Genomic DNA, 22,965 nt, shown 5'->3' on the forward strand with positions numbered 1-22,965 from the left:
CGCTGGCTGGACGCAGCCCGACGCAAGGAGCGCAGCATTGGACGTCCACGCATCTCTGGCCGACGTGGTGGGCAACACGCCCCTGGTGCGGCTGAACCGTGTCACCGACGCGGTCGCCGCGCCGGTCTACGTGAAATTGGAGTACGTCAATCCCGGCGGCAGTGTGAAGGACCGCATCGCGCTGGCGATGGTGGAGGCGGCCGAGAGCGCCGGCCTGCTGGCGCCCGGCGGCACCATCGTCGAGGGGACCTCGGGCAACACGGGTGTCGCACTGGCCATGGTCGCCGCGCAGCGCGGCTACCGGTGTGTCTTCGCGATCCCGGAGAAGAGCAGCACGGAGAAGATCGCCGTGCTGCGCGCCTACGGTGCCGAGGTCGTCGTCTGCCCGAGCGATGTGCCGCGCGAGCACCCCGAGCATGTGCACGTCGTGGCCACCCGTATCGCCGCCGAGACGCCGGGTGCCTGGCTGGCCGATCAGTACGACAACCCGGCCAATCCGCGTGCCCACTACCGCAGCACCGGGCCGGAGATCTGGCGGCAGACCGACGGGCGGATCACCCACCTGGTGTCCGGCATCGGCACCGGCGGCACCATCACCGGAACCGGCGAGTACCTCAAAGAAGTGAGCGGCGGCCGGGTGACGGTCGTCGGCGCCGACCCGGAGGCATCGGTCTACTCGGGCGGCGACGGGAGCCCGTACCTCGTGGAAAGCATCGGCCACTTCCGGCACCCGCAGACGGTCGAGGATGTCTGGCCCGAGTCCTACCACCCGGCGGTCGTCGACCGATTCGAGCGGATCAGCGATGGCGAATCCCTGCACACCGCCCGACGACTCGCCCGCGAAGAAGGGCTGTTGGTCGGCGGCTCCGCGGGCACGGCGGTCGCGGCCGCACTGCGGGTGGCGGCGGAAGCGACGCCGGACGACCTCGTCGTCGCCCTGCTGCCGGACTCGGGCCGCAACTACCTTTCCAAGGTCTTCGATGACAGCTGGCTGAGCAGCGTCGGCCTGCATGAAGGGGCTGTTGCCACACCATGACAGCCCAGACGATTCCCTTGTTCGGGGTCTCGGCACGCGGATAGCTTCGGCAGCATGCGGATCTGCCGGCGGTTCCACAGGCGACGGGCCATCGATCTGATGCGCGTCGCCACCGCGGTGTGTAGCTGACTTCTCCTCCGCGCCGCCGACCTGCGCAACGTTCCGCGCAGAGGCGCGCATTTTCCATCCGCAATGCCCAACGTGCCGCCGCGTCACGGCCGTTGGGTTTCCTGGCCACGCGCCTTCCATGACCGCCCCCACCCCTGGCAACGCCCCCCACTGGCCGGCCCCGCCGTGCCGTCCCCGCCATCCCAACAGCGATCGGAAGCCTGATGAGCCCGAGCCCGGAATTCCTCTGGTACATCCCGAATACCGTCGAGCCCGGTCACCGCGGTGACGACACGACAACCGGCTGGGGGTCCATCGAGTACTCGACCGAACTCGCCCGGACGGCGGAGGACCACGGCTGGGGCGGCGCGCTGCTCGGTACCGGGTGGGGGCGCCCGGACACCTTCACGGTCGCCACCGCCCTGGCCGCGCGCACCACGACGTTCAAGCCGCTGATCGCCGTCCGCCCCGGTTACTGGCAGCCCGCGCACTTCGCCGGCGCGGCCGCCACCCTCGACCGGCTCAGCCGTGGCCGCGTACTGGTCAACATCGTCAGCGGCCTGGACAATCCGGCCGCCTACGGTGACACCAACGTCGACCCCACCGCACGCTATGCCCGCACCCAGGAGTTCCTGCATCTCGTGCGGTGCCTGTGGACCGAGGAGAGCGTCACGTTCCATGGCGAGCACTTCCACGTCACCGGTTCCACGGTCAGTCCGCGCCCCTACGTCACCGAGGAGCGGGCGCATCCGACCCTGTACTTCGGCGGTGCGTCCGAGGCCGCCGAACGCGTCTCGGCGGCCGAGGCGGACGTCCAGCTCTTCTGGGGCGAACCGCTTGAGGGGGTCGCCGAACGCATAGCCAGGCTAAGGGAGTTGAGCGGGCGAGTGGGGCGCCGCCACGCCCCGCTGGAGTACGGGTTGCGGATCACCACCGTCGTGCGCGACACCACCGAGGAGGCGTGGCGCGCGGCGGAGGAGAAGGTCGCGAAGATGGCGGCCGACGCCGGGGAGATCGCCACGTGGAGAGGCAACCGCAGGACGGCGGTCGGCCAGCGGCGGCTCCTCGACCTCGCCGAGCGCGGAGAGGTACTCGACACCTGCCTGTACACCACGCCGGGCAGGTTCGGCGGTGGGGGAGCGGGGACCACATGGCTGGTCGGTTCGGCCGACGACGTTGCCGCGGCGCTCCGCGCGTACCGGGGGCTCGGCGTCACACACTTCGTGCTGTCCGACACGCCCTACAGGGAGGAGACCCGCCGGATCGGCGACCAGCTGCTGCCCAGGCTCCGGGGAGATCACCTCGCGGGTGCCACTACCGCCCCGTGATGTCCAGCATCCGAGATAGCCGTCTCGTTCATTGTTGACTTCTTCCCGATCACTGAGTCATATTCCTCCTCATGTCACGCAGCCCCGTCACCTCCGAGCGAGCCACCATTGAGTTGGCTCTCATCGGCGTGACCGCGCACAGCGTCTCCGACATTCACTGTTGCTGACGTCTGCCTGAGCGCGCGTGGACGCACCGTCCGAACTCTGCAACAGAGCGGACGGCCGGTTCTGAACAGTCGTGCCTGGGCGAACTCCGTCCGCAGGCGCGGCAGCATCTCGTATTCGACGGGCACGTCCACTCTCCGCCCGTTCGCGTGTGATCGCTCTCGTCACTGCCTGCGCGCAACACCCCTACAGGCAACACTCCGAGAGGTCACCACCGATGCGTCATCCGTCCGTCATATCCCGTCGCCTGACAGCGGCGCTGGCCGTATCCGCCCTGGCCGTGGGCGCCACCGCCTGCGGGCCCAAGGACAGTGGGGGAGGCGACGGCGCCTCCGGTGCGGCGGGCACGCCCAAGAAGGGGGGCACGCTCAGCGTCCTCAACAGTGAGCCGCAGCAGGACTTCGATCCGGCCCGGCTGTACACCTCCGGCGGCGGCAACGTCCCCTCCCTGGTCTTCCGCACGCTCACCACGCGCAACCGGGAGGACGGCGCCGCCGGTGCGAAGGTCGTGCCCGACCTGGCCACCGACCTGGGCACACCCAGCAAGAACGCCACCGTGTGGACGTACACCCTCAAGGACAATCTGAAGTACGAGGACGGCACGAAGATCACGAGTGCCGACATCAAGTACGGGATCGAGCGGTCGTTCGCGGCCGAGCTGTCCGGCGGCGCGCCGTACCTGCGTGACTGGCTCATCGGCGGCGCCGACTACCAGGGCCCGTACAAGGACAAGAAGGGCCTCGACTCGATCGAGACGCCCGACGCGAAGACGATCGTCTTCCACCTCAACAAGCCGGAGGGCGAGTTCCCCTACCTGGCCACGCAGACGCAGACGACCCCCGTGCCGAAGGCCAAGGACACCGGCACCAAGTACGAGCAGCACCCCGTCTCCTCGGGCCCGTACAAGGTCGTCAAGAACGAGGGCGACGGCGAGCGTCTCGTCCTGGCGCGCAACCCGCACTGGTCGGCCGCCACCGACAAGGAACGCAAGGCCTACCCCGACCGGATCGACGTACGCTCCGGACTCGACTCCGCCGTGATCAACCAACGCCTGTCCGCATCGCGCGGCGCCGACGCGGCCGCCATCACCACCGACACCAACCTGGGCCCGGCCGAGCTCGCCAAGGTCACCGGCGACAAGGACCTCGCGGCGCGCGTCGGCACCGGCCACTTCGGCTACACCAACTACATCGCGTTCAACCCGAAGGTGAAGCCGTTCGACAACCCGAAGGTGCGCGAGGCCATCGCGTACGCCGTCGACCGCTCCTCCGTGGTCAACGCGGCCGGCGGCTCCTCGCTCGCCGAGGCGGCCACCACGTTCCTGCCCGACCAGAAGTCCTTCGGGCACACGCCCTACGACCACTTCCCGGCCGGCAAGTCGGGCAACCCGGCCAAGGCCAAGGAGCTGCTGAAGAAGGCCGGTTACCCCAAGGGCCTGACGGTCACCCTCACCCACTCCAACGCGAAGGACTTCGCCACCAGCCCGGAGATCGCCACCGCGCTCCAGGAGGCGCTGGCGAAGGCCGGCATCACCGTCAAGCTCCGGGGCCTGGAGGACAACGACTACAACGACACCATCCACAACGTGAAGAGCGAGCCGGGCTTCTTCCTCAGCGGCTGGGGAGCCGACTGGCCGTCCGGCGGCCCGTTCTTCGCGCCGATCTTCGACGGGCGCCAGATCGTCAAGGCCGGGTACAACTTCAACGCCGCCCAGCTGAACGACCCCACGGTCAACAAGGAGATCGACGAGATCAACAAGCTGACCGACCTGAGTGCCGCCGCGCATCGCTGGGGCGCGCTCGACAAGAAGGTCGGTGCGCAGGCACTGACCGTGCCGCTGTTCCACCCGGTCTACAAGCGGCTGTACGGCAAGGCGGTCAAGAACGTGGTGATCAGCGACTGGACAGGTGTGCTCGACGCCTCGCAGGTCGCGGTCAAGTAGGTCCAGCAGCCATGTCCGAGACTCTCCTCATCGAAAAGGCCGAGGAGGCGGGGGCGGTCTTCGCCCCCGCCTCCGGGGGCCGCCCGTTCTGGCGTCGGCTGCGCGCCCGCCCCTCCGCCCTCGTCGCGGCGGTGACCGTCGCCCTCTTCGTACTGATCGCGCTCGCCGCGCCACTGCTCACCGCCCTCGAAGGGCAGAACCCCACCACGTACCACCCGGACCTCGTCGACTCCGCCACCGGCGGGGTGCCGATCGGCTCTTTCGGCGGGATCAGCGCCGACCACTGGCTCGGCGTCGAGCCCCTCACCGGACGCGACCTGTTCGGGCGCGTCGTCTACGGAGCACAGGTCTCGCTCGGTGTCGCGCTCGCCGCGACGCTGCTGCAGGTCGTCGTCGGAGTCGGCCTCGGTCTCGCCTCCGGGCTCGGCAACCGCCTCCTCGACCAGGCGCTGAGCCGGATCACCGACGTGGTGGTCGCACTGCCCGTGATGGTGATCGCGCTCGGTGCACTGGCCGTCGTTCCCGCCGGTTTCCCGCGCCCGGTCCTCATCGCCGTGGTCGTCGGCCTGGTCGGCTGGGCCGGCATTTCGAAGATCGTGCGGGCCCGGACGCTGGCGCTGAAATCGCTCGACCACGTCGCCGCCGCACGCCTCAGCGGCTGGAGTTCGTGGCAGGTCGCCCGGCGCGAACTGCTGCCCGCCCTCGCCGCGCCCGTCCTCACCTACGCGGTACTGCTCTTCCCGGCGAACATCGTCGTCGAAGCGGCCCTGTCCTTCCTCGGCGTCGGCATCAAACCGCCCACACCGTCCTGGGGGCAGATGCTCAGCGACGCCGACACCTGGTACCAGGCCGCCCCGACGTACCTGCTGATCCCCGCCCTGCTGCTCTTCGTCACCGTGCTGGCACTGACCGTCCTGGGCGAGGGCGTCCGCACCGCACTCGACCCGCGCGCCGCGTCCCGGCTGGGCATCGGCACCGGACGCAAGAAGACCGGCACCGGTCGTGGCGCCGGCCGTGGCACCGGCCGCGGCATAGGTCGCACGAAGGGAGCCGACGCATGAGGGGGTTCCTGCTCCGGCGGGCCGCGGGAGCGGTGTTCGTGCTCTTCGCGCTGAGCATCGTCGTGTACGCGGCCTTCTACGTCGCCCCGGGCAATGTCGCGCAGATCGCCTGCGGCCCGCGCTGCTCACCGGCCCAGGTGGCGCAGGTCAGCGAGCAACTGCACCTCGGCGACCCGTTGTACCTGCAGTACGCGCACTTCGTCGAGGCGCTCTTCGCCGGCCGGGACTACTCGACGGGCACCGGGGTGCTGCACTGCCCGGCCCCCTGCCTCGGCCTGTCGTACCAGAGTGACCAGCAGGTCACCGAGCTGATCCTGGCCAAGCTCCCGGCCACCGCCTCACTCGCCCTCGGCGCCGCCGTGCTGTGGGTGCTGCTCGGCGTCGGCACCGGCCTGCTGTCGGTGTGGCGCCGCGGCCGGCCGACCGAGCGGATCCTCACCGGAATCACCCTGGCCGGCATGGCCACCCCGGTCTTCGTCATCGGCCTGCTGCTCATCATCATCCTGGTCACGGCGTTGCAGATCCTGCCGTTCCCGGACTACGTGCCGCTGACCGACGACCCCGAACAGTGGGCCTGGAACCTGCTGCTGCCGTGGATCTCGCTGGCGCTGATCTCCGCGGCCCCGTACGCCCGCATGACGCGGGCCTCGATGCTGGAGACCCTCGCCGAGGACCATGTGCGCACCTTCCGGGCGTACGGGGTCGGCGAGCGGGTGCTCGTCGGGCGGCACGCCCTGCGCGGCGCGCTCGCCCCGGTGATCGCGCTCGGGGCCCTGGACGTCGGCTCGATGTTCGGCGGCGCCGTCCTGACCGAGTCCCTCTTCGGGATCCCGGGAGTGGGCCGCGAACTCGTCGACGCCGTCAAGAACGTGGACCTTCCGGTCGTCGTCGGTCTGGTGCTCGTCACCGGATTCTTCGTCGTCCTCGCCAATGCCGTCGCGGACATTCTCCAGGCGATGGCCGACCGACGGGTGGTGCTCGCATGAGCCTGGTCGAAGTCACCGATCTCTCCGTTTCCTTCGGCGATGTACGGGCGGTGCAAGACCTGTCGTTCTCGCTGGAAGCCGGCCGCGCGCTCGGCGTCGTCGGCGAGTCCGGCTCCGGCAAGAGCGCACTGGCCTACGCCCTGCTGGGCCTGCACCGGGGGACCGGCGCCACCGTCAGCGGCTCGGTCGAGGTCGCCGGGGTGGACGTGAGCGCCGCGGACGACGCGGAACTACGTTCGCTGCGGGGTGCGAAAGCCGCGATGGTCTTCCAGGACCCGCTGTCCTCGCTGGACCCGTACTACGCCGTCGGCGACCAGATCGCCCAGGTGTACCGGGCCCACCACCGCGTCTCCCGCCGGGCGGCGCGGGCCCGCGCCGTCGAGGTCCTCGACCGGGTCAGGATCCCCGACGCGGCACGGCGCTCCCGGTCGAGGCCGCACGAGTTCTCCGGTGGCATGCGGCAGCGCGCCCTGATCGCCATGGCACTGGCCTGCGAACCCCAACTCCTCATCGCCGACGAACCGACCACAGCGCTGGACGTCACCGTGCAGGCCCAGATCCTGGACCTGCTGCACCAGCTGCGGAGCGAGACGGGCATGGGGCTGCTGCTCGTCACCCATGACGTGGGTGTCGCGGCCGAGTCGGTCGACGACGTACTGGTCATGCAGTCGGGCAAGGCCGTCGAGCGGGGGCCGGTGGGGGAAGTACTGCTGGCTCCGCGCGCACCGTACACGCGGGCTCTGCTGGCGGCTGTGCCACGCATCTCGGACGGCCCGGACGGCCCGGACGGCCCGGACGGCCCGGACGGCCCGGACGGCTCGGTGGACGAGGACGGGGGTGGTCCCCTCGATGTGGGCGAGCAGCCATTGGACGGCGGCGGCCCGCTCGATGTGGGTGAGCAGCCATTGGACGGGGGCGGCCCGCTCGATGGGGGCGCTCCGCTCGTCGAAGCCGTCGGCCTCCGTCAGGTGTTCGGCAAGGGCAGAACCGCCCTGGCGGCCGTCGACGGCGTCTCGCTCACCGTCCACCGGGGCGAGACTCTCGGCATCGTCGGGGAGAGCGGCAGCGGCAAGACCACCCTCGGACGCATGCTCGTCGGCCTTCTCGACCCCACCTCCGGCACACTCACCCGCCGGGCCCGCGTACAGATGGTGTTCCAGGACCCCGCCTCCTCGCTCAACCCGCGTCGCTCGATCGGGGAGTCGGTCGCCGACCCGCTCCGGGCATCCGGACAGCGCGACGAGGCGGTGATCCGGGCCCGGGTCGGTGACCTGCTGGAGCGGGTCGGCCTCGCCCCCGAGCAGTACGACCGCTACCCGCACGAATTCAGTGGCGGTCAGCGGCAGCGCGTCGGCATCGCACGGGCGCTGGCCGCCGAGCCGGAACTCATCGTCTGCGACGAAGCCGTCTCCGCCCTCGATGTGACGACCCAGGCGCAGGTCACCGCGTTGCTGGCCGAGGTGCAGCAGGAGCTGGGGCTGTCCCTGGTCTTCATCGCGCACGACCTCGCCGTGGTACGCCGGGTCAGCGACCGGGTCGCCGTGATGCGGCGGGGCCGGATCGTCGAGGAGGGCGCAGTGGACCAGGTGTACTCCCACCCCCGGAATGCGTACACCCAACAACTCCTCGCCGCCGTTCCGACGCTCGACCCCGGGCTCGCGTCGGCACGCCGCGCGGTCCGCGCGGAGCTGGTATCGGTGTGACACGACGGGCCGGGCGGGCCCGGCCGCGAGGTGTGATGTAACGGGCGCATGGCGCCGCTACGAAGGTGTCATTGCGGTAGTGGTCCGGCGCGCCGGCCAGTGTTGACCGGCTCTTGACCCGTGGATAGCTTCGGCTGCATGCGGATCTGCCAGCGGTTTCGGAAGCGACGGGCCATCGATCTGATGCGCGTCGCCACCGCGGTGTGTAGCTGACCTCCCCCCCACTGAGCTGCGCCACCTCTCCGCGCCGAGCTACTTCCCGCGCCCCCAGCAGCTGTCCTACGCCAACGGGACAGCGACCCCTCTGACGGTGCGTCACTCCTCCCTGACGGTGCCGTCCCCTCGCTCTGTGAAGGCCCGAATGCTCCCTCGTATACGCACGCGCATACGCATGCCCAGATCACTCCTCGCCGGCGGTGCCGCCGGCCTCTCCGCCGCTCTCCTTCTGACCTCCTGCGCGAACCACGCCCGGACCACCGCGACCAGCAAGAACATCTCCGACGAGAAGATCCCGGCCAAGGTGTCGCCCGGCACCTCCCTCACCGTCGGAGCACCTGATCTCAAGGTCGCGCTGGAGCTGTCGGGCCGGGCCGACAAGCTTCCCTTCAAGGTCAAGTGGGCCAATATCAGTGGCGGCCCACAGTGCTCCGAGGCATTCCGGGCGAACGCGCTCGACATCTGCTCGGCCGCGGAGATCCCGTCGATCAACGCGCACTGGACGGGGCTCGACACCAAGCTCGTGGCGACGAAATTCCACCAGGATCCCTACCGGTACCCGATCTACGAACTGGGCATCGCTCCGGGCGCGGACATCAAATCCCTCGCCGACCTGCGCGGGAAGAAGATCGCCTACAGTCCCGGCCAGGCACAGGGCGCGCTGGTACTGCGGATTCTCAAGAAGGCCGGGCTCACCCAGCAGGACGTCGAGCTGGTCGAACTGGCCAGCACCGGCGACGTCTATCCCACGGCTCTCGGCAATCACCAGGTGGACGCCGCACCGATCGCCGACGTCAACGTGAAGCGCTATCTGACGAAGTACGGCAAGGACGGCGGCACCACCGTCAAGCACGGACTGCGGGACGACCCGGGGCATCTGTGGGCGCTCACGGACTCGGTGAGCAACGCCCAGAAGTCCGCCGCCATCAGGGAACTCATCAAGATCTGGGCGCGGGCGCAGGTCTGGATCGACGAGCACCCGAAGGAATGGGTCGAGGGCTACTACGTCAAGGACCAGGGCCTGAGCCGCGAGGACGGCGAATACCTGGTGAAGAGGTCCGGCCATCCCGACTTCCCGGTGGACTGGAGCAGCGCGATCAAGCGTCAGCAGCAGACCATCGACCTGCTGGCGAAGGAGCAGAAGCACGAGGCCTTCAAGGCGGACATTCTCTTCGACCGCCGGTACGAGTCGGTTGCCGCCGACGCGCTCGCCGGCGACGGGAGGGCGACATGAGCACCACCGTCTTCGAGAAGCGGACGGCACCGGCGACGACGGACGAGGCCGCTGCCCCTGCCGCGCCGCGTCCGCGCCGCCGTACGCGAAAGCGGCTCGGCCCGGGCCGGCCCATACCGTACGGCTGGGCGCTCGGCCCCGTGCTGCTGCTGGCTCTCTGGGTGGTCGGCTCCGGCACCGGCCTCATCGACGCCCGGAACCTGCCCGCGCCATGGACCATCGCCGGCACGGCGAGCGACCTCATCGCCGATGGCAGACTGCAGTCCAACCTCGCCACTTCCGCCCAACGCGCCGCGCTGGGCCTCGTGTTCGGCGTCGCCGCCGGGCTTCTCCTCGCACTCGTCTCCGGCCTCAGCCGACTCGGCGAGGGCGTCATCGACGGCCCGGTGCAGATCAAGCGAGCGATCCCCTCACTCGCACTGATTCCTCTGCTGATCCTGTGGTTCGGCATCGGCGAGACGATGAAGGTCATCACGATCGCACTCGGCGTCTTCGTACCGGTCTACATCCACACGCACAACGGGCTGCGCACCATCGACAACCGCTATGCCGAGCTGGCCGAGACCGTCCGGCTCAGCCGGTTGCAGTTCGTACGCCACGTCGTGCTCCCCGGCGCCCTCCCCGGTTTCCTGCTCGGGATGCGCTTCGCGGTGACCGCCGCCTGGCTGGCGCTGGTCGTCGTCGAGCAGGTCAACGCCACCAGCGGAATCGGCTACATGATGGAGCTCGCGCGAACTTACGGGCAGACCGACATCATCATCGTCGGCCTCGTCGTGTACGGGCTCCTCGGGCTCGTCTCCGACGCCCTGGTGCGGTTCGTGGAGAGGAGGGCGCTGTCATGGCGACGCACACTGGCGGCCTGATCGAGACCGAGGACCGCGCAACGGTCCGGATCGAGAATCTGGTGCGCTCCTTCGGGGAGCGCCGGGTTCTGGACGGACTCCAACTGAACATCGAGCCGGGCGAGTTCGTGGCGCTGCTCGGGCGCAGCGGTTCCGGGAAGAGCACACTGCTGCGGGCGCTGGCCCGGCTCGACCACGAAGTGGCGGGGAGCGGCGAACTCGCCGCCCCCGACCACGTATCCGTCGTCTTCCAGGACGCACGGCTGCTGCCCTGGAAGCGACTGCTCGACAATGTCGTCCTGGGGCTGCCGGGCCCGGACGCCGAGGCGCGCGGCCGGGCCGCCCTCGCCGAAGTCGGGCTCGAAGGGCGCGAGCGGGCCTGGCCCGTCGAGCTCTCCGGCGGCGAGCAGCAACGCGTCTCGCTCGCCCGCTCCCTCGTCCGCGAACCACAACTCCTGCTCGCCGACGAGCCGTTCGGTGCGTTGGACGCCCTCACCCGGATCAGGATGCACACCCTGCTGCGTCGACTGTGCGAGCGCCACCGGCCCGCCGTACTGCTGGTCACACACGACGTCGACGAGGCCATCGTGCTCGCTGACCGGGTGGTCGTCGTGGAGGAGGGCTGGATCGCGGCCGACCTGCCCGTGCAGCTCCCGGCACCGCGCCGCCAGAGCAGCCCCGAGTACGCCGCCCTGCGCGACCGCCTGCTCGCACACCTCGGAGTGGACCTCGCGGAGGAAGAGAACACGGCGTGACCGCGGCCCAGTTGGGGCCGACCAGTTGACGTGGCCACGGTGGCAGCGTCTTCGTCCGGTACCGACGGGAATGCCAGGGGCCGGGGGGCTCCACCGGTTAGTGGTCAGGCGGACGATTTCCTCGTCCGGGTAGGGCCGCGGATCTGGCTGTGGTGCTGTGTGCGCCTGTCCAGGCGATCCCGTTGGGCATACTCGGCACACTAGCGGGCGCACTGACAGTGGACTTTCGTGTACGAATCGGCGCATCGGGTCACCATCACGCCCCGCCCGGGAAACTTCCTGGCGCAGGCTGGGGAACGGTGCGGCTCCTCGTTAGAGTGGCGCCGACTCAGTATGGATAGCGAGGGGGCGACCATCCATGGCGGCTACGGCCGGATTGCATGTCAGCGCGGAATTTCCCGCGATGCTGGAGCGAATCGACGCACTCGGCGGGGAACTTGACGCGAAGGCGGACGTGGCCGAGGAACTCGGCAGACTCCCGGAGGACACCGCACGGGCGTTGCTGGACGCGGGACTCGTCCGGGCCGAACTGCCTCTGATTCTCGGCGGATACGAGTTCTCCCCGCGCCAGCTTATCGAGACGGTCGAGCGGGTCAGCTACCACGATGCCGCGGCCGGTTGGACGATGATGGCGCTGCAGTTGGTGACCGGTACCACCGCGGCCTATGTCGATGCCGTTGCGGCGGCCGACCTGTTCCCCGATGTCGCCGGTGGTGACTACGCGTTGTTGGCCGGGCACGGCACCCGGCCCGGCCGGGCCGTCCCGGTGGACGGTGGCTATCTGGTGAGCGGCAGTTGGCAGTTCGCCTCCGGCATGGCGCACGCCACCCACATCCACAGCGCGATCCAGGTCGAGGGCACCGGGGAGTTTCGGGTGCTGGCGATGCCGAAGTCGCAGGTGGAACTCGTCGACAACTGGGATGTACTGGGCCTGCGGGCGACGCACAGCATCGACTACCACTGTGCCGATGCGTACGTCCCGGCGACGCACACCTACGTCGCCACCACGACGACCCCGGCCAACGGTGGTGCGATCTACCGCCTCGGCCTGGTCAACATGGCTGCCATCGGGCACACCGGCTGGGCCTTGGGTGTCGGGCGGCGCCTGCTCGATGAACTGAAGTCGGTCGCCGCGGCCAAGTCCGGCACGCCCAACGCCGCCGTCGACACCACGCAGTTCCACGCGGAGTACGCCACCGCCGAAGCCAAGCTTCGTTCGGCGCGGGCGTGGGCGATGGAGGTATGGCAGGGCATCGAAGCCACCCTGGACAAGGGGGAGGTGCTGAGTACAGAGCAGGACACGCTGCTCAGGCTGGCGCTCAACCATGCGACGTGGACCGTGCAGGAAGTGGGGCAGACAGTGCACCGCTGGGCGGGGACGGCGGCGATACGGCGCGGGCCGATCGACCGGTTCCTGCGCGACCTCGGCACGGGCACCCAGCACATCACCTCAAGCCCGGTGGTCCTGCAGAACTGCGGGAAATGGCTGAGCGGTGCACAGCCCCAGGCGCACTGGGAGTTTCTCGACCTGGCGCCGTAAGACCCATAATTGGGTGAAAGATATCAAAATGAAGAAAAGGGGTAAGGGGGGTGTGGCCGGGGGCTCACGCGCCTGGCCGGGCCCCGGGTAGAATCGTCCGCATGGTCCGATCTGCCCGTGGTGAGGCGCGCCCCGGGATGTGGCGGCGCGAGGCGGGCACTGTGGTGCGCCGGGTGGAGCCCTTCCCGGAGCAGGCGATAGCCCCGTTCGCGATCTTCGCCGGCCTGCAGATTCCCCGCGTTCCCACGGAGTGGGCGCCGCACTCGCACCCCCGGCACGAGCTGGTCTGGGTACGCGGGGGAACGCTGACGTCCCGAGTGAAGGACCGCGTCTTCACCGTGTCCGAGGGGCACGGACTGTGGATGCCCGCCGGAGTGGTGCACGGGGGCCGGGCTACAGCGGGCGCGAAGTTCTACGAAGCCTTCTTCGCCCCCGACCGGGCGCCGTTCGCGTTCGAGGGGCCGAGGGCGATCGCGATGACGCCCTTGCTGGAGTCGCTGCTGACCCATCTCTCCCGTACCGACCTCGACGCGGCGGCCAGGGCGCGGGCGGAGTCGGTCGTGTTCGATGTGCTGGAGCCGTCGGAACACCAGCTCGCGCTGCAGCTGCCCGGCGACGCCCGGATAGACGCGATCGCCGAAGTCCTGCTGGACGATCCCGCCGACGGTCGCTCGCTGGAGGAGTGGGCGCAGTGCCTGGGGATGAGCGAACGTACGATCACCCGCGCGTTCCGCCACGCGACCGGCCTCTCCTTCGCGCAGTGGCGGCAGGTGCTGCGAGTGCACCTGGCGCTGACGCTCCTCTCCGAGGGGCTCGATGTGACGGCCGTATCCGAGACGCTCGGCTACGCGCAGCCCAGTACCTTCATCGCCGCCTTCCGCAGGGTCATGGGAACCACGCCGGGCGCCTTCTTCGACGCCGACGGCGCCCCCGGGGATGTCCGGAATCCCGTATCGGCTGTCCAGAACTCCTGATTGCCGACACGGCAGGCGGAACATACTCTTCTTGGAGTTAGGTAACCCTTAGTTGGTGCTTGCCGTGCATGGTGCTTGCCGTGCATGGTGCTTGCCGCGCACGGCGCTGTCCGTGTGCGGGAGAGTTCGCTGCCCGGACGCCTGAAGCCCTATGGCGAAAGCCGGACGGTGAAGGCCGGACGGAGGGTGCCGCAGCCCCTGCCCCTCCGACCGTCCGGACCCACCGATGTTCACAAGCACCTCCCGGCGCGCCGGTCGCCCCGCGGCCGACCCCGCCACGCCGGTGGCCGCCCTCAACGGGCACGACCTGGTACTGCGGTACGGCGGCACACCGGTCGTCCACGGCGTCTCGCTCGCCCTGGAACCCGGCCGCGCGACCGCCCTGGTGGGGCCGAACGGCAGTGGGAAGTCCACGCTGCTGCGCGCGCTCTCCCGACTGCACCGGGTGGACGGCGGCCGGGTCACGCTCGGCGCTCCCGACGGACCGGACGAGCGCGACGCGGCCCTGCTCAGCGCCCGCCAGTTCGCCCGCGAAGTCACACTGTTCTCCCAGTCGAGGCCCGCGCTCCAAGGGCTGACGGTCGCGGAGGTCGTGGCCTTCGGACGCCACCCGTACCGGCGCGGCTTCGCCGGACCGACCGCCGAGGACCGCAGCGCCATCGACCGGGCCATGGGAGTCACCGGCGTACGGGACATGGCCGGCCGACCGGTCGGGGAGCTGTCCGGCGGGGAACTGCAGCGCGTCTGGCTCGCGGCCTGCCTGGCCCAGGACACCGGCGTTGTGCTGCTGGACGAACCGACCAACCACCTGGACCTGCGCTACCAGATCGAGACGCTCGACCTGGTGCGCGATCTCGTCGAGGAGCACGGCATCGCGGTCGGGATCGTGCTCCACGACCTCGACCAGGCGTCCCGTGTCGCGGACACGTTGGTCCTGATGCGCTCCGGCCGCATGCACGCGATGGGCACACCCACCGATGTCCTCACCGCGCAGAACATCCGCGAGGTCTACGACATTCGCGTCGAGGTCGCCGTCGACCCGCGCACGGGCAGGCTCCGCATCGACCCGATCGGACGGCACCTCACCTGAGGCGATACCTCACCTGAGGCGATACCTCACCTGAGGCGATACCTCGCCTGAAGCGGGGCCTTGCTTGAAGCGGGGCCTTGCTTGAAGCGGGGCGTCTCGCTTGGAGCGGCGCCCCCGCCGTTCCCACGCACCCACTGACCCACTCACTCCATGAACCGCAAACGAGGATATTTCATGAAGCTTTCCCGTCGCCTGGCGGCGTCAGCCTCCGCGGGACTCATCGTCCTCGCCGCAACGGCCTGCGGCACGACCAACGTCGACAAGGCCGCGGCGGGCGACGGCGCCAGCGCGTCGCCGTCGTCGAAGGACTGCGCCAAGGACACCACGACCACTTCGACGAAGCCGGTCTCCTTCAAGGACGGCGTCGGCCGGCAGGTGAAGCTCGACAAGCCCGCCGAACGGATCGCGGTCCTGGAGTGGCAGCAGGTCGAGGACGCGCTGACCCTCTGCGTCACTCCCACCGCGGTCTCCGACGCTAAGGGGTACAGCACCTGGGTCAGCGCGGAGAAGCTGCCCAGCGGGGTGACCGACATCGGCACCCGTGAGGAGCCCGACCTCGACACCCTCTACGCGGCGAAGCCCGACCTCATCGTCGTGGAGGCGTTCAAGGCCGACGACGAGATCATCTCGAAGCTGGAGAAGCGAGGCGTCCCCGTGATGGCCACGCGGGGGGCGGACCCGAAGGACCCGATCGGGAACATGCGGGAGGTGTTCAGCATGATCGGCGAGGCGACGGGACGCACCGAGCGCGCGGACAAGGTCCTCAAGGAGTTCGACGAGCACCTCGCGACGGCGAAGCAGCAGGTCACCGACGCCGATCTGCCGACGAAGGACTTCCTCTTCTTCGACGGATGGCTGGAGGGAGGCAACCTCACCGTCCGCCCGTACAGCAAGGGCGCCCTGTTCACCGAGATAGGCGAAGAGCTCGGCATGCACCCCGCGTGGACCGACGACGTCAACAAGGCGCACGGTGACGGAGGCGTCGACCCGTCCTACGGTCTCGCCCAGACCGACGTCGAGGGACTCACCTCGGTGGGGGACGCCAACCTCTTCTACGCCAATGACGCAGGAGCCGGTGGGTACGTCGCCGCGCTGAAGAAGAACCCGCTCTGGAAGACCATCCCGGCCGTGAAGGAAGGCCGCGCGCACTCCTTCCCCGCCCGGGTGTGGGGTGCCGGCGGCCCGCGCTCCTGCGAGCAGGCGATCGACGCCTACGTCGACGTACTCGACAACAAGTGAGCGCAACGCAAGAAGTGAGCACAGCGCAAGAAATGAGCACACCAGCAACATCGGCACCGCAACAGGAAGCGCCGCCGCGCGTCGAGCGCGGCGGCGGCCCTGCCGGGGCGGCCGTCCTGACAGCCCTTCTCGTCCTGACCGCCCTGGTGGGCATATGGCACCTGACGCAGGGAACATCGGGCGTCGGCGTCGGTGACCTGGTGCGGCATCTCGCCGGGGAACGGGAGAACACCGGTGGGGCGCCGGTCGGCGAGATTCTCACCGGCTCGCGGCTGCCGCGCCTCTTCGCGGGCGTGGCAGTGGGTTTCGCCCTCGGCTGCGCCGGCACGCTGCTGCAGTCCGTCACGCACAACACGCTCGCCTCCCCGGACACCCTCGCGGTCTCGGCCGGGGCCTACTTCACGCTCTCGCTCGTCGCGGCCTTCGGTCTCGCCGTACCGCTCTGGGCGTCGGGCGCCGTCGCCTTCGCCGGCGGCCTGGCAGCGGCGGCGCTCGTACTGCTCCTCGCGGGCCGCGCCGCGGGCACCGTCGGCACCCGCCTCATCCTCGCCGGATCGGCGATCGCGATGGCCCTGGACGCGGCGACCGCGATGCTGCTCATCCTGTTCAAGCAGAACACGACCGGTCTCTTCGCCTGGGGGAGCGGTTCGCTCGCCCAACTGAACATCGACGCGTCGATGCGGGCCCTGCCTCTCGTGGCCCTGGTGTTGTGCGTCGCCCTGGCGCTGTCCCGGCGGCTGGACGTGATGAACCTCGGCGACGACGCCGCGTCCTCCCTCGGCGTGCCGATCCGGACCACCCGCGTGACCGCCGTGCTCTGCGCGGTACTCCTGACCAGCACGGCGGTGACACTCGCCGGCCCGATCGCCTTCGTCGGCCTCGGCGCCCCCGTCCTGGCCCGACTGGTCGCCGGAAAGGTACGGGCGCTGCGCCGCCACCTCTTCCTGGTGCCCGCGGCCGGACTGGTCGGTGCGCTGCTCATTCTGCTCGCGGACGCGTCGCTGCGCGCGGTGCAGGGTGCGGACGGGGCCGCCTCCATTCCCACCGGCGTACCGACCGCGCTGCTCGGCGCCGTGGTGATCGTGGTCCTCGCACTCCGCCTCCGCGACACGGGCCGGGTCCGGCAACCACCCCACGCGCGGGTCGCCGCACGATCGCGCCGCGCGTTCCTGCTCGTTGTGTTCGGCGCGGTGGCACTCCTGGCCGGGGCGGCGCTCGTGGCGGTCCTGGCGGGAAGCCTCTGGCTGCGTACGGGGGACATCGCGCTCTGGGCGCAGGGCGCCGCCCCCGCCCTGATCGGCCAGGCACTGGACGACCGGTTCCCGCGCGTGCTCGCTGCGGTCCTCGCCGGTGCGGCACTCGGACTGGCCGGCTGCGTCGTACAGAGCACGGTGCGCAATCCGCTGGCTGAGCCGGGCGTGCTCGGCATCACGGCGGGCGCCGGGCTGGGGGCGGCGGCCGTCGTCACGTCGGGCCTGTCCGGCGGACAGCCGCTGCTCATCGCGGTCGCCATCGCGGCGGGGCTCGCCACGTTCGCGGTGATCGCCCTGCTGTCCTGGCGCGGCGGGTTCCTGCCCGACCGGTTCGTACTGATCGGCATCGGCTGCGGGTACGGCATCAGCTCGATCACCACCTTCCTGCTGCTGCGTGCCGACCCGTACAACACGCCCCGGATCTTCACCTGGCTCTCCGGTACGACCTACGGACACACGCTGCCCGACGTCGTACCGGTCGCGGTGGCCCTGGCGCTCGCGCTCCCCGTGCTGCTCGCCATGCGCGGCCGGCTCGACCTGCTCGCCGTCGACGAGGACACCCCGCGCATCGTCGGCGTCAGGCCGGTACGCACACGCTTCGCCGCACTGACGATCGCCGCGGTGCTCGCGGCGCTCAGCGTGATCGCCGTCGGCGTCGTCGGCTTCGTGGGGCTCGTCGCCCCGCACCTCGCCCGGTCATTGGTGGGCGCCCGGCACGGTCGCGCGATCCCCGTCGCGATGCTGCTCGGCGGGCTGCTGGTCTGCGTGGCCGACGCCCTCGGCCGCACGGTCGTGGCACCCGCCCAGGTGCCGGCGGGCCTGATGATCGCGCTGGTCGGAGCCCCGTACTTCGTCTGGGTGCTCAGGCAGTCCCGCGCATGACGCAACAGAAACGGCAGAAACAACAGGAAGCGTCTGTGAACGAAGCGACTGTGAACGAAGCGTCTGTGAGCAGCGTCGTCGTCCCGTTCGAGCCCGATACGTTGCCGGCCTTGCTGATGCGGCTCGGACACCACGAGGTGCCGGAACGCTGGCACACGGTCGACCGGTCCGCGCACGCTCCCCACATCGTGGCGGTTCCGAGCACGGCCGGTACGGCCGGTACGGACTGGGTCGCCGCCGCGCTCGTGACGGCACGCCCGCACACGGCGTACCTGAAGATCGTCGACGCAGTCGGCGACGTACCGGCAGCCGTCGAGGCAGTCGTCGCCCACGCACGCCGCCGAGGGCTCGCGCAGGTCAAGTGGGAAGGCTGGACGGCGAGTCCGGAGGCGGCCGCTGCCGCCGGCTTCGCCCCGCTGAGCCCTCCGCTCACGCCGACGGAGCACGCGGCAGGGCCCGATACCGGGTACGTCCGTTGGCTGCATGACGACGAGGTGACTACGGAGACCACGGAGACCACGCTGACCACGGTGACCGAACCCCCGTACTACGGGCAGACCACGCACTTCACGTGTGGCGCCGTCACCGCGTTGGTCGCGCAGACGCACGCGGGCACACTGCCGCGGGCGGCACTCGACCGCGAGGCGGAGCTGACACTGTGGCGCGGCGCGACCAACTTTCCCGCGTGCGAGCCCGTCGGACTGGGCGTCGCCGTGCGCCGAGCGTGGCCGTCGTCCCCCGTCACGGTCCACCTCGATGTGGGCCGGCCCGTCCTGCTCGACCACTACCCGGAGAACGAGCAGGAATGGCGTGCCCTGCTCCAACGCACGTCGCGTACGGAGGCCGGGCGGATCGGCGTCCCGATCGACCCGCACCACCTCTCTCTGGCCGCGATCCGGAGTGCGATCGGCCGACGGGAACACGTGCTGCTCCTGGTCTCGCTCGCCGGGATGCAAGGGTTCGACGTACCGCACTGGGTGCTCTGCCACGGCGCCGTACCCGGCGCCGTCGTGATCGAGGACCCGTGGGCCCAGGCGGACGCGGGGGACACCTGGGTCGACGCCCACCTACTCCCCGTTCCGGACTCGTCACTCGACACCATGTCGACCATCGCGAGCATCTCGTCGGACTCCGGGGGCTCCGGGAACTCCGGGGACTCTGGGAACTCCGGGGGCTCCGGAGAGTCGCCGGACCGCTTCCGCGGCGCCGTGACCATCGGCCGCCCGCAGCGGTAACCGTTACTCCTCAGGCCGTACCTGCCTGCCATCCCTGCCTGCCGTCCGTGCGTCACCGGATGAGGCGTGCGGGCTTGGCGGCGGTGTGCAGCAGGTACTCCAGCGGCCCGCGTCGGAACAGGCGCGTCCATGCGACAGCCAGCAGCATCGCGCCCGCGAGGAACAGGAAGAGCTCCGCCCAGGAGCCCGGCAGGTCTTCCTTCCACACGGCCCGGATGACGACGATGTGCAGGACGTAGGCGGACAGGGACACCATGCCGACCGCTGTGACCGGTGCGGCCAGGCGACGGAAGCGAGGCAGCTGGTCGACGGCGATGAGACAGCCGGCCAGCACGGCCAGGGCAACGCCGGTGGCGCCCACGATGGACGGCGTGGTCTGGCTGTGCGGCGCGGCCACCAGCAGCCACTCGCCGAAGTTGTCGGTGGGCTGACCGACCGTCTCGGACCACCAGGCCGACGACGGGGAATCGCTGTCCGTGCCGGCCGCGATGGCCGCGTACGCGCCCGGAACCACGTGCAGGGCCACCCACGAACCGCCGTAACCGAGGATGGCGAGACCGATGCCGGTCAGGGCCAGCCGGATGCGCACCGCGGTCAGGGAGAGGTCGAGCCTGGCCACCGCCATCCCCGCCAGCAGGAACGGTATCCAGGTCAGGACCGGGTAGGGACCGGTGAACATCAGGTCGAGAACGCCGTCCGAGTCCGTGATCCGCGCCAGCGGATCGGTGGCGATCAGGGTGTCCGACCAACTCCCGCCGTCGATGGCGACCTTGATGAAGTACAGGACCTGGGGAAGCACCAGTGCGGTGACGACGGCCGCGAGTGCCAGGGATGAGGCACGCAGCCGGTACAACGGCAGAACGAAGACGAAGAGTAGCGCGTAGTAGGCGAGGATCACGTCGAGCTGGGTGCCCAGCGCGATCAGGGCGATCCCGAGGGCGAACAGGACGACGGAGCGGATCAGGACCCTGCCCACCGCCTGGCGGCCGGCTCGACCGGTCCTGGGCTCGGAGCGGCCGGTCATGAGCACCAGCGTGAAGCCGGCGAGCAGGGCGAAGAGTGCGGACGAGCGGCCGTAGGTGAGTTCCACGAGCGGAGCCAGTGGCCCGGCGTCCGAGGGGGCAGGGCCGGCATGGACGGTGAACATGCCCAGCACCGCGAGTCCGCGTGCCAGGTCGACACCGACCAGCCTCCGGGTGGCCGGGGCTGCGGCTTGTGGGGACGGTTGAGCCGGCTCGGTGGTGGTGTCACCGGCCAGCGAGGACTTGTACGCCATTGCTCCAACGTGGCCGTTTCAGTTGAAACAGGAAACGACCCACCGGGCTTCGGCCGAATATCGAAGCCGAGGTCAGTTTTTCTGAGTGAGGTGGTGCGAAAAGCAACGGCTGCGGTCCCTTGGACCACACCGGTTTCGATGTTCCGAGACGGCAGAGCAATGAACGAGTCGGACGGGTCAGTGGCCGGGAGCGTGGTGGGGAGCTGTGGGCCATGTGTGGTGGAGGCTGTCGATGACGTAGGTGTGGCTGTGTCGCCAGCCCTCCGGCGCGCGGGCGGCGTCGGCCAGGTGCGGGTGCTCGGCGTCCAGGGCGGTGTGCAGGTGGGTGATCCGGTCCGGATGGGGGACCCGGTCCGGGTCGCGCGACGGCCACAGTCGCAGTGCCAGGAGCCCGCCTGCCAGTGCCGTCGTGCCCAACGCGAGGACGGCCCACTGCAGCCCGGCCGTCGCGCCGAGCCATCCGGCGAGCGGATAGGTCAGCAGCCAGCAGGCGTGGGAGAGGGAGAACTGCGCCGCGAACGCGGAGGCACGCCCCGTGGCCGGTGCCGACCGGCGGATCAGCCGCCCGGTGGGCGTGAGCACCATCGAGCAGGCCGCGCCGAACGCGGCCCAGGCCGCCAGGAGGGCCGACCACCGCCAGTTGCCCGTATCGGCCGCGGTGACGCCACCGAGGCCGGCGAAGACCGCGGTGAGCAGCAGGGCGCCGCTCAGCATCACCGTCCGGTCGGAAATGCGGTCGAGCGCCCGGGGGAGCAGCAGTGCGACGGCCATTGATCCCGCGCCGTACGCGCCGAGCGCGACCGGTACGTCGCCCGCGGAACGGCCGAGGTGGTCACGGACGTAGACGACGGTGTTGACGGTGACGACCGCGCTCGCGGCGGCGACGGCCAGGTTGAGGGCGAGCAGTGCGCGCAGCCGTGGCGTGGTGAAGAAGAGCCGGGCGCCCGCGCCGGCCTTGCCGCGGGTGCTGCCGGTGTGTTCGGTGCCTTCGGTGGGTTGGGCGGTGACCGGCTTCGGCAGTACCGCGGAGACCACCAGGGCGGCCGAGGCAAGGAAGCCGACGGCGGTGCCGGCGAAGAGCCAGTTGTAGGTGATCAGGGAGAGCAGTGCGGCCGCGAGCGCCGGGCTGAACAGGCTTTCCAGGTCGTAGGCGAGCCGGGAGAGGGAGAGCGCCCGGGTGTAGTCGCGTTCCGCCGGCAGGACGTCGGGAATGACGGCCTGGAAGGTGGGGGTGAAGGCGGCGGAGGCGGCCTGCAGCACGAAGACCAGGACGTAGACCTGCCAGACCTGGTCGACGAACGGCAGCATCAGGGCGACGCCGACGCGTATCAGGTCGCTGCCGACGAGCAGGGCACGGCGCGGCAGCCGGTCGGCGATCGCACCGATGGCCGGGGCGATCGCCACGTACGCGACCATCTTGATCGCCAGAGCGGTGCCGAGTACCGAACCGGCGGCCGCGCCGGCGATGTCGTAGGCGAGCAGGCCCAGTGCGACGGTGGCCAGCCCGGTGCCGACGAGGGCGATGACCTGTGCCGCGAAGAGGTGCAGGTACGTGCGGTCGCGCAGTACGGAGAGCATGCGGGTGTCCCTTGGCCCGAACGGTCGAGGCTGACTCCGCCCACTATACGAATAGGTGCGCATCTGCGCACCTATTGTTTACGTCACCCGCCACGGTTGATGGATCGCACGCTCGGCGCCGCGCTCTAGGCTGTATGCATGTCCGAACGCGATGCAGTGCCATCTGCACCACATGCGCATCTGCAGGTCCCCGACAGTGCACGCCTGGCCGAGGCGACGGGGGTGTTCGCACTGCTCGCGGACGCGACGCGGCTGCACCTGCTGTGGGTGCTGGCACAGGAGGAGTCGGACGTCGGCTCGCTGACGGAGCGCACCGAGGCCTCGCGGACCGCTGTCAGTCAGCACCTGGCGAAGCTACGGCTCGCCGGGCTGGTGGAGACGCGGCGCGCGGGCCGGCACATCTACTACCGGCTGAGCGATGGGCACCTGCGGCGTCTCGTACTGGAGGCACTGAGCCACGCGGACCACCGCGTCAGCGGCGAGGCCGCGCACGACTGACGGGGTGGGCGGCGACGGCCTGAC

General features: G+C 70.2%; 18 protein-coding genes and 1 pseudogene. 17 read left to right on the forward strand and 2 right to left on the reverse strand.

Annotated features, from left to right (window positions below):
• Nucleotides 1–37: 37 nt before the first annotated feature.
• The 16 genes and pseudogenes from ABZ840_RS30055 to ABZ840_RS30130 all read left to right on the forward strand — a co-directional run.
• Nucleotides 38–997 (forward strand): annotated as a pseudogene (locus ABZ840_RS30055) (pyridoxal-phosphate dependent enzyme); the annotation flags it as partial.
• A gap of 371 nt (nucleotides 998–1,368) precedes the next feature.
• On the forward strand, nucleotides 1,369–2,472 hold the full coding sequence (locus tag ABZ840_RS30060) for an LLM class flavin-dependent oxidoreductase (protein ID WP_361564625.1): 1,104 nt from the start codon (nucleotides 1,369–1,371) through the stop codon (nucleotides 2,470–2,472).
• Nucleotides 2,473–2,543: 71 nt separating this feature from the next.
• On the forward strand, nucleotides 2,544–2,639 hold the full coding sequence (locus ABZ840_RS30065) for an Ms4533A family Cys-rich leader peptide (protein ID WP_361564628.1): 96 nt from the start codon (nucleotides 2,544–2,546) through the stop codon (nucleotides 2,637–2,639).
• 215 nt (nucleotides 2,640–2,854) lie between these two features.
• Complete coding sequence (locus tag ABZ840_RS30070) at nucleotides 2,855–4,579, forward strand: ABC transporter substrate-binding protein (protein ID WP_361564631.1); 1,725 nt, start codon at nucleotides 2,855–2,857, stop codon at nucleotides 4,577–4,579.
• A gap of 11 nt (nucleotides 4,580–4,590) precedes the next feature.
• Complete coding sequence (locus tag ABZ840_RS30075) at nucleotides 4,591–5,640, forward strand: ABC transporter permease (protein WP_361564634.1); 1,050 nt, start codon at nucleotides 4,591–4,593, stop codon at nucleotides 5,638–5,640.
• Nucleotides 5,637–6,626: an ABC transporter permease gene (locus tag ABZ840_RS30080; RefSeq protein WP_361564637.1), complete on the forward strand. Its 990-nt coding sequence runs from the start codon at nucleotides 5,637–5,639 to the stop codon at nucleotides 6,624–6,626. Before ABZ840_RS30075 ends, ABZ840_RS30080 begins: the two co-directional genes overlap by 4 nt.
• Nucleotides 6,623–8,329 carry an ABC transporter ATP-binding protein gene (locus tag ABZ840_RS30085; RefSeq protein WP_361564639.1) on the forward strand — a complete coding sequence of 569 codons (1,707 nt, stop codon included), beginning with the start codon at nucleotides 6,623–6,625 and terminating at the stop codon, nucleotides 8,327–8,329. Before ABZ840_RS30080 ends, ABZ840_RS30085 begins: the two co-directional genes overlap by 4 nt.
• 391 nt (nucleotides 8,330–8,720) lie before the next feature.
• Nucleotides 8,721–9,779: an ABC transporter substrate-binding protein gene (locus tag ABZ840_RS30090; protein ID WP_361564642.1), complete on the forward strand. Its 1,059-nt coding sequence runs from the start codon at nucleotides 8,721–8,723 to the stop codon at nucleotides 9,777–9,779.
• Entirely contained in the window at nucleotides 9,776–10,642 is an 867-nt protein-coding gene (locus ABZ840_RS30095) for an ABC transporter permease (protein WP_361564644.1), read from the forward strand. Before ABZ840_RS30090 ends, ABZ840_RS30095 begins: the two co-directional genes overlap by 4 nt.
• Complete coding sequence (locus tag ABZ840_RS30100) at nucleotides 10,618–11,376, forward strand: ABC transporter ATP-binding protein (protein ID WP_361564646.1); 759 nt, start codon at nucleotides 10,618–10,620, stop codon at nucleotides 11,374–11,376. Before ABZ840_RS30095 ends, ABZ840_RS30100 begins: the two co-directional genes overlap by 25 nt.
• Nucleotides 11,377–11,734: 358 nt before the next feature.
• Nucleotides 11,735–12,916 carry an acyl-CoA dehydrogenase gene (locus ABZ840_RS30105; RefSeq protein ID WP_361564649.1) on the forward strand — a complete coding sequence of 394 codons (1,182 nt, stop codon included), beginning with the start codon at nucleotides 11,735–11,737 and terminating at the stop codon, nucleotides 12,914–12,916.
• A 101-nt stretch (nucleotides 12,917–13,017) separates the two neighbouring features.
• Nucleotides 13,018–13,890, forward strand: a complete 873-nt coding sequence (locus ABZ840_RS30110) for a helix-turn-helix domain-containing protein (protein ID WP_361564652.1) — start codon at nucleotides 13,018–13,020, stop codon at nucleotides 13,888–13,890.
• A 226-nt stretch (nucleotides 13,891–14,116) separates the two neighbouring features.
• Nucleotides 14,117–14,980 carry an ABC transporter ATP-binding protein gene (locus ABZ840_RS30115; protein WP_361564655.1) on the forward strand — a complete coding sequence of 288 codons (864 nt, stop codon included), beginning with the start codon at nucleotides 14,117–14,119 and terminating at the stop codon, nucleotides 14,978–14,980.
• A gap of 174 nt (nucleotides 14,981–15,154) precedes the next feature.
• Nucleotides 15,155–16,219, forward strand: a complete 1,065-nt coding sequence (locus tag ABZ840_RS30120; RefSeq protein ID WP_361564657.1) for an iron-siderophore ABC transporter substrate-binding protein — start codon at nucleotides 15,155–15,157, stop codon at nucleotides 16,217–16,219.
• Between the two features lie 14 nt (nucleotides 16,220–16,233).
• Nucleotides 16,234–18,354 carry an iron ABC transporter permease gene (locus ABZ840_RS30125; RefSeq protein WP_361564660.1) on the forward strand — a complete coding sequence of 707 codons (2,121 nt, stop codon included), beginning with the start codon at nucleotides 16,234–16,236 and terminating at the stop codon, nucleotides 18,352–18,354.
• Between the two features lie 116 nt (nucleotides 18,355–18,470).
• Entirely contained in the window at nucleotides 18,471–19,589 is a 1,119-nt protein-coding gene (locus ABZ840_RS30130) for a peptidase C39 family protein (protein WP_361564832.1), read from the forward strand.
• Between the two features lie 52 nt (nucleotides 19,590–19,641).
• On the opposite strand, the gene ABZ840_RS30135 is transcribed toward ABZ840_RS30130, so the two are convergent.
• Both ABZ840_RS30135 and ABZ840_RS30140 read right to left on the reverse strand, forming a co-directional pair.
• Nucleotides 19,642–20,865, reverse strand: coding sequence for an acyltransferase family protein (locus ABZ840_RS30135; protein WP_361564663.1), 1,224 nt, complete (start codon nucleotides 20,863–20,865; stop codon nucleotides 19,642–19,644).
• A gap of 177 nt (nucleotides 20,866–21,042) precedes the next feature.
• The gene (locus ABZ840_RS30140; protein WP_361564665.1) at nucleotides 21,043–22,443 is read right to left on the reverse strand and encodes an MFS transporter; all 1,401 of its coding nucleotides are present in this window, start codon (nucleotides 22,441–22,443) and stop codon (nucleotides 21,043–21,045) included.
• 138 nt (nucleotides 22,444–22,581) lie between these two features.
• Between ABZ840_RS30140 and ABZ840_RS30145 the strand changes: the two genes are divergently transcribed.
• On the forward strand, nucleotides 22,582–22,941 hold the full coding sequence (locus tag ABZ840_RS30145; protein WP_361564668.1) for a metalloregulator ArsR/SmtB family transcription factor: 360 nt from the start codon (nucleotides 22,582–22,584) through the stop codon (nucleotides 22,939–22,941).
• Nucleotides 22,942–22,965 lie beyond the last annotated feature (24 nt).

Origin of the sequence: Streptomyces sp. NPDC047117 (genome assembly GCF_040643545.1) — a bacterium.
In the GTDB taxonomy this organism is placed as follows: Bacteria; Actinomycetota; Actinomycetes; order Streptomycetales; family Streptomycetaceae; genus Streptomyces.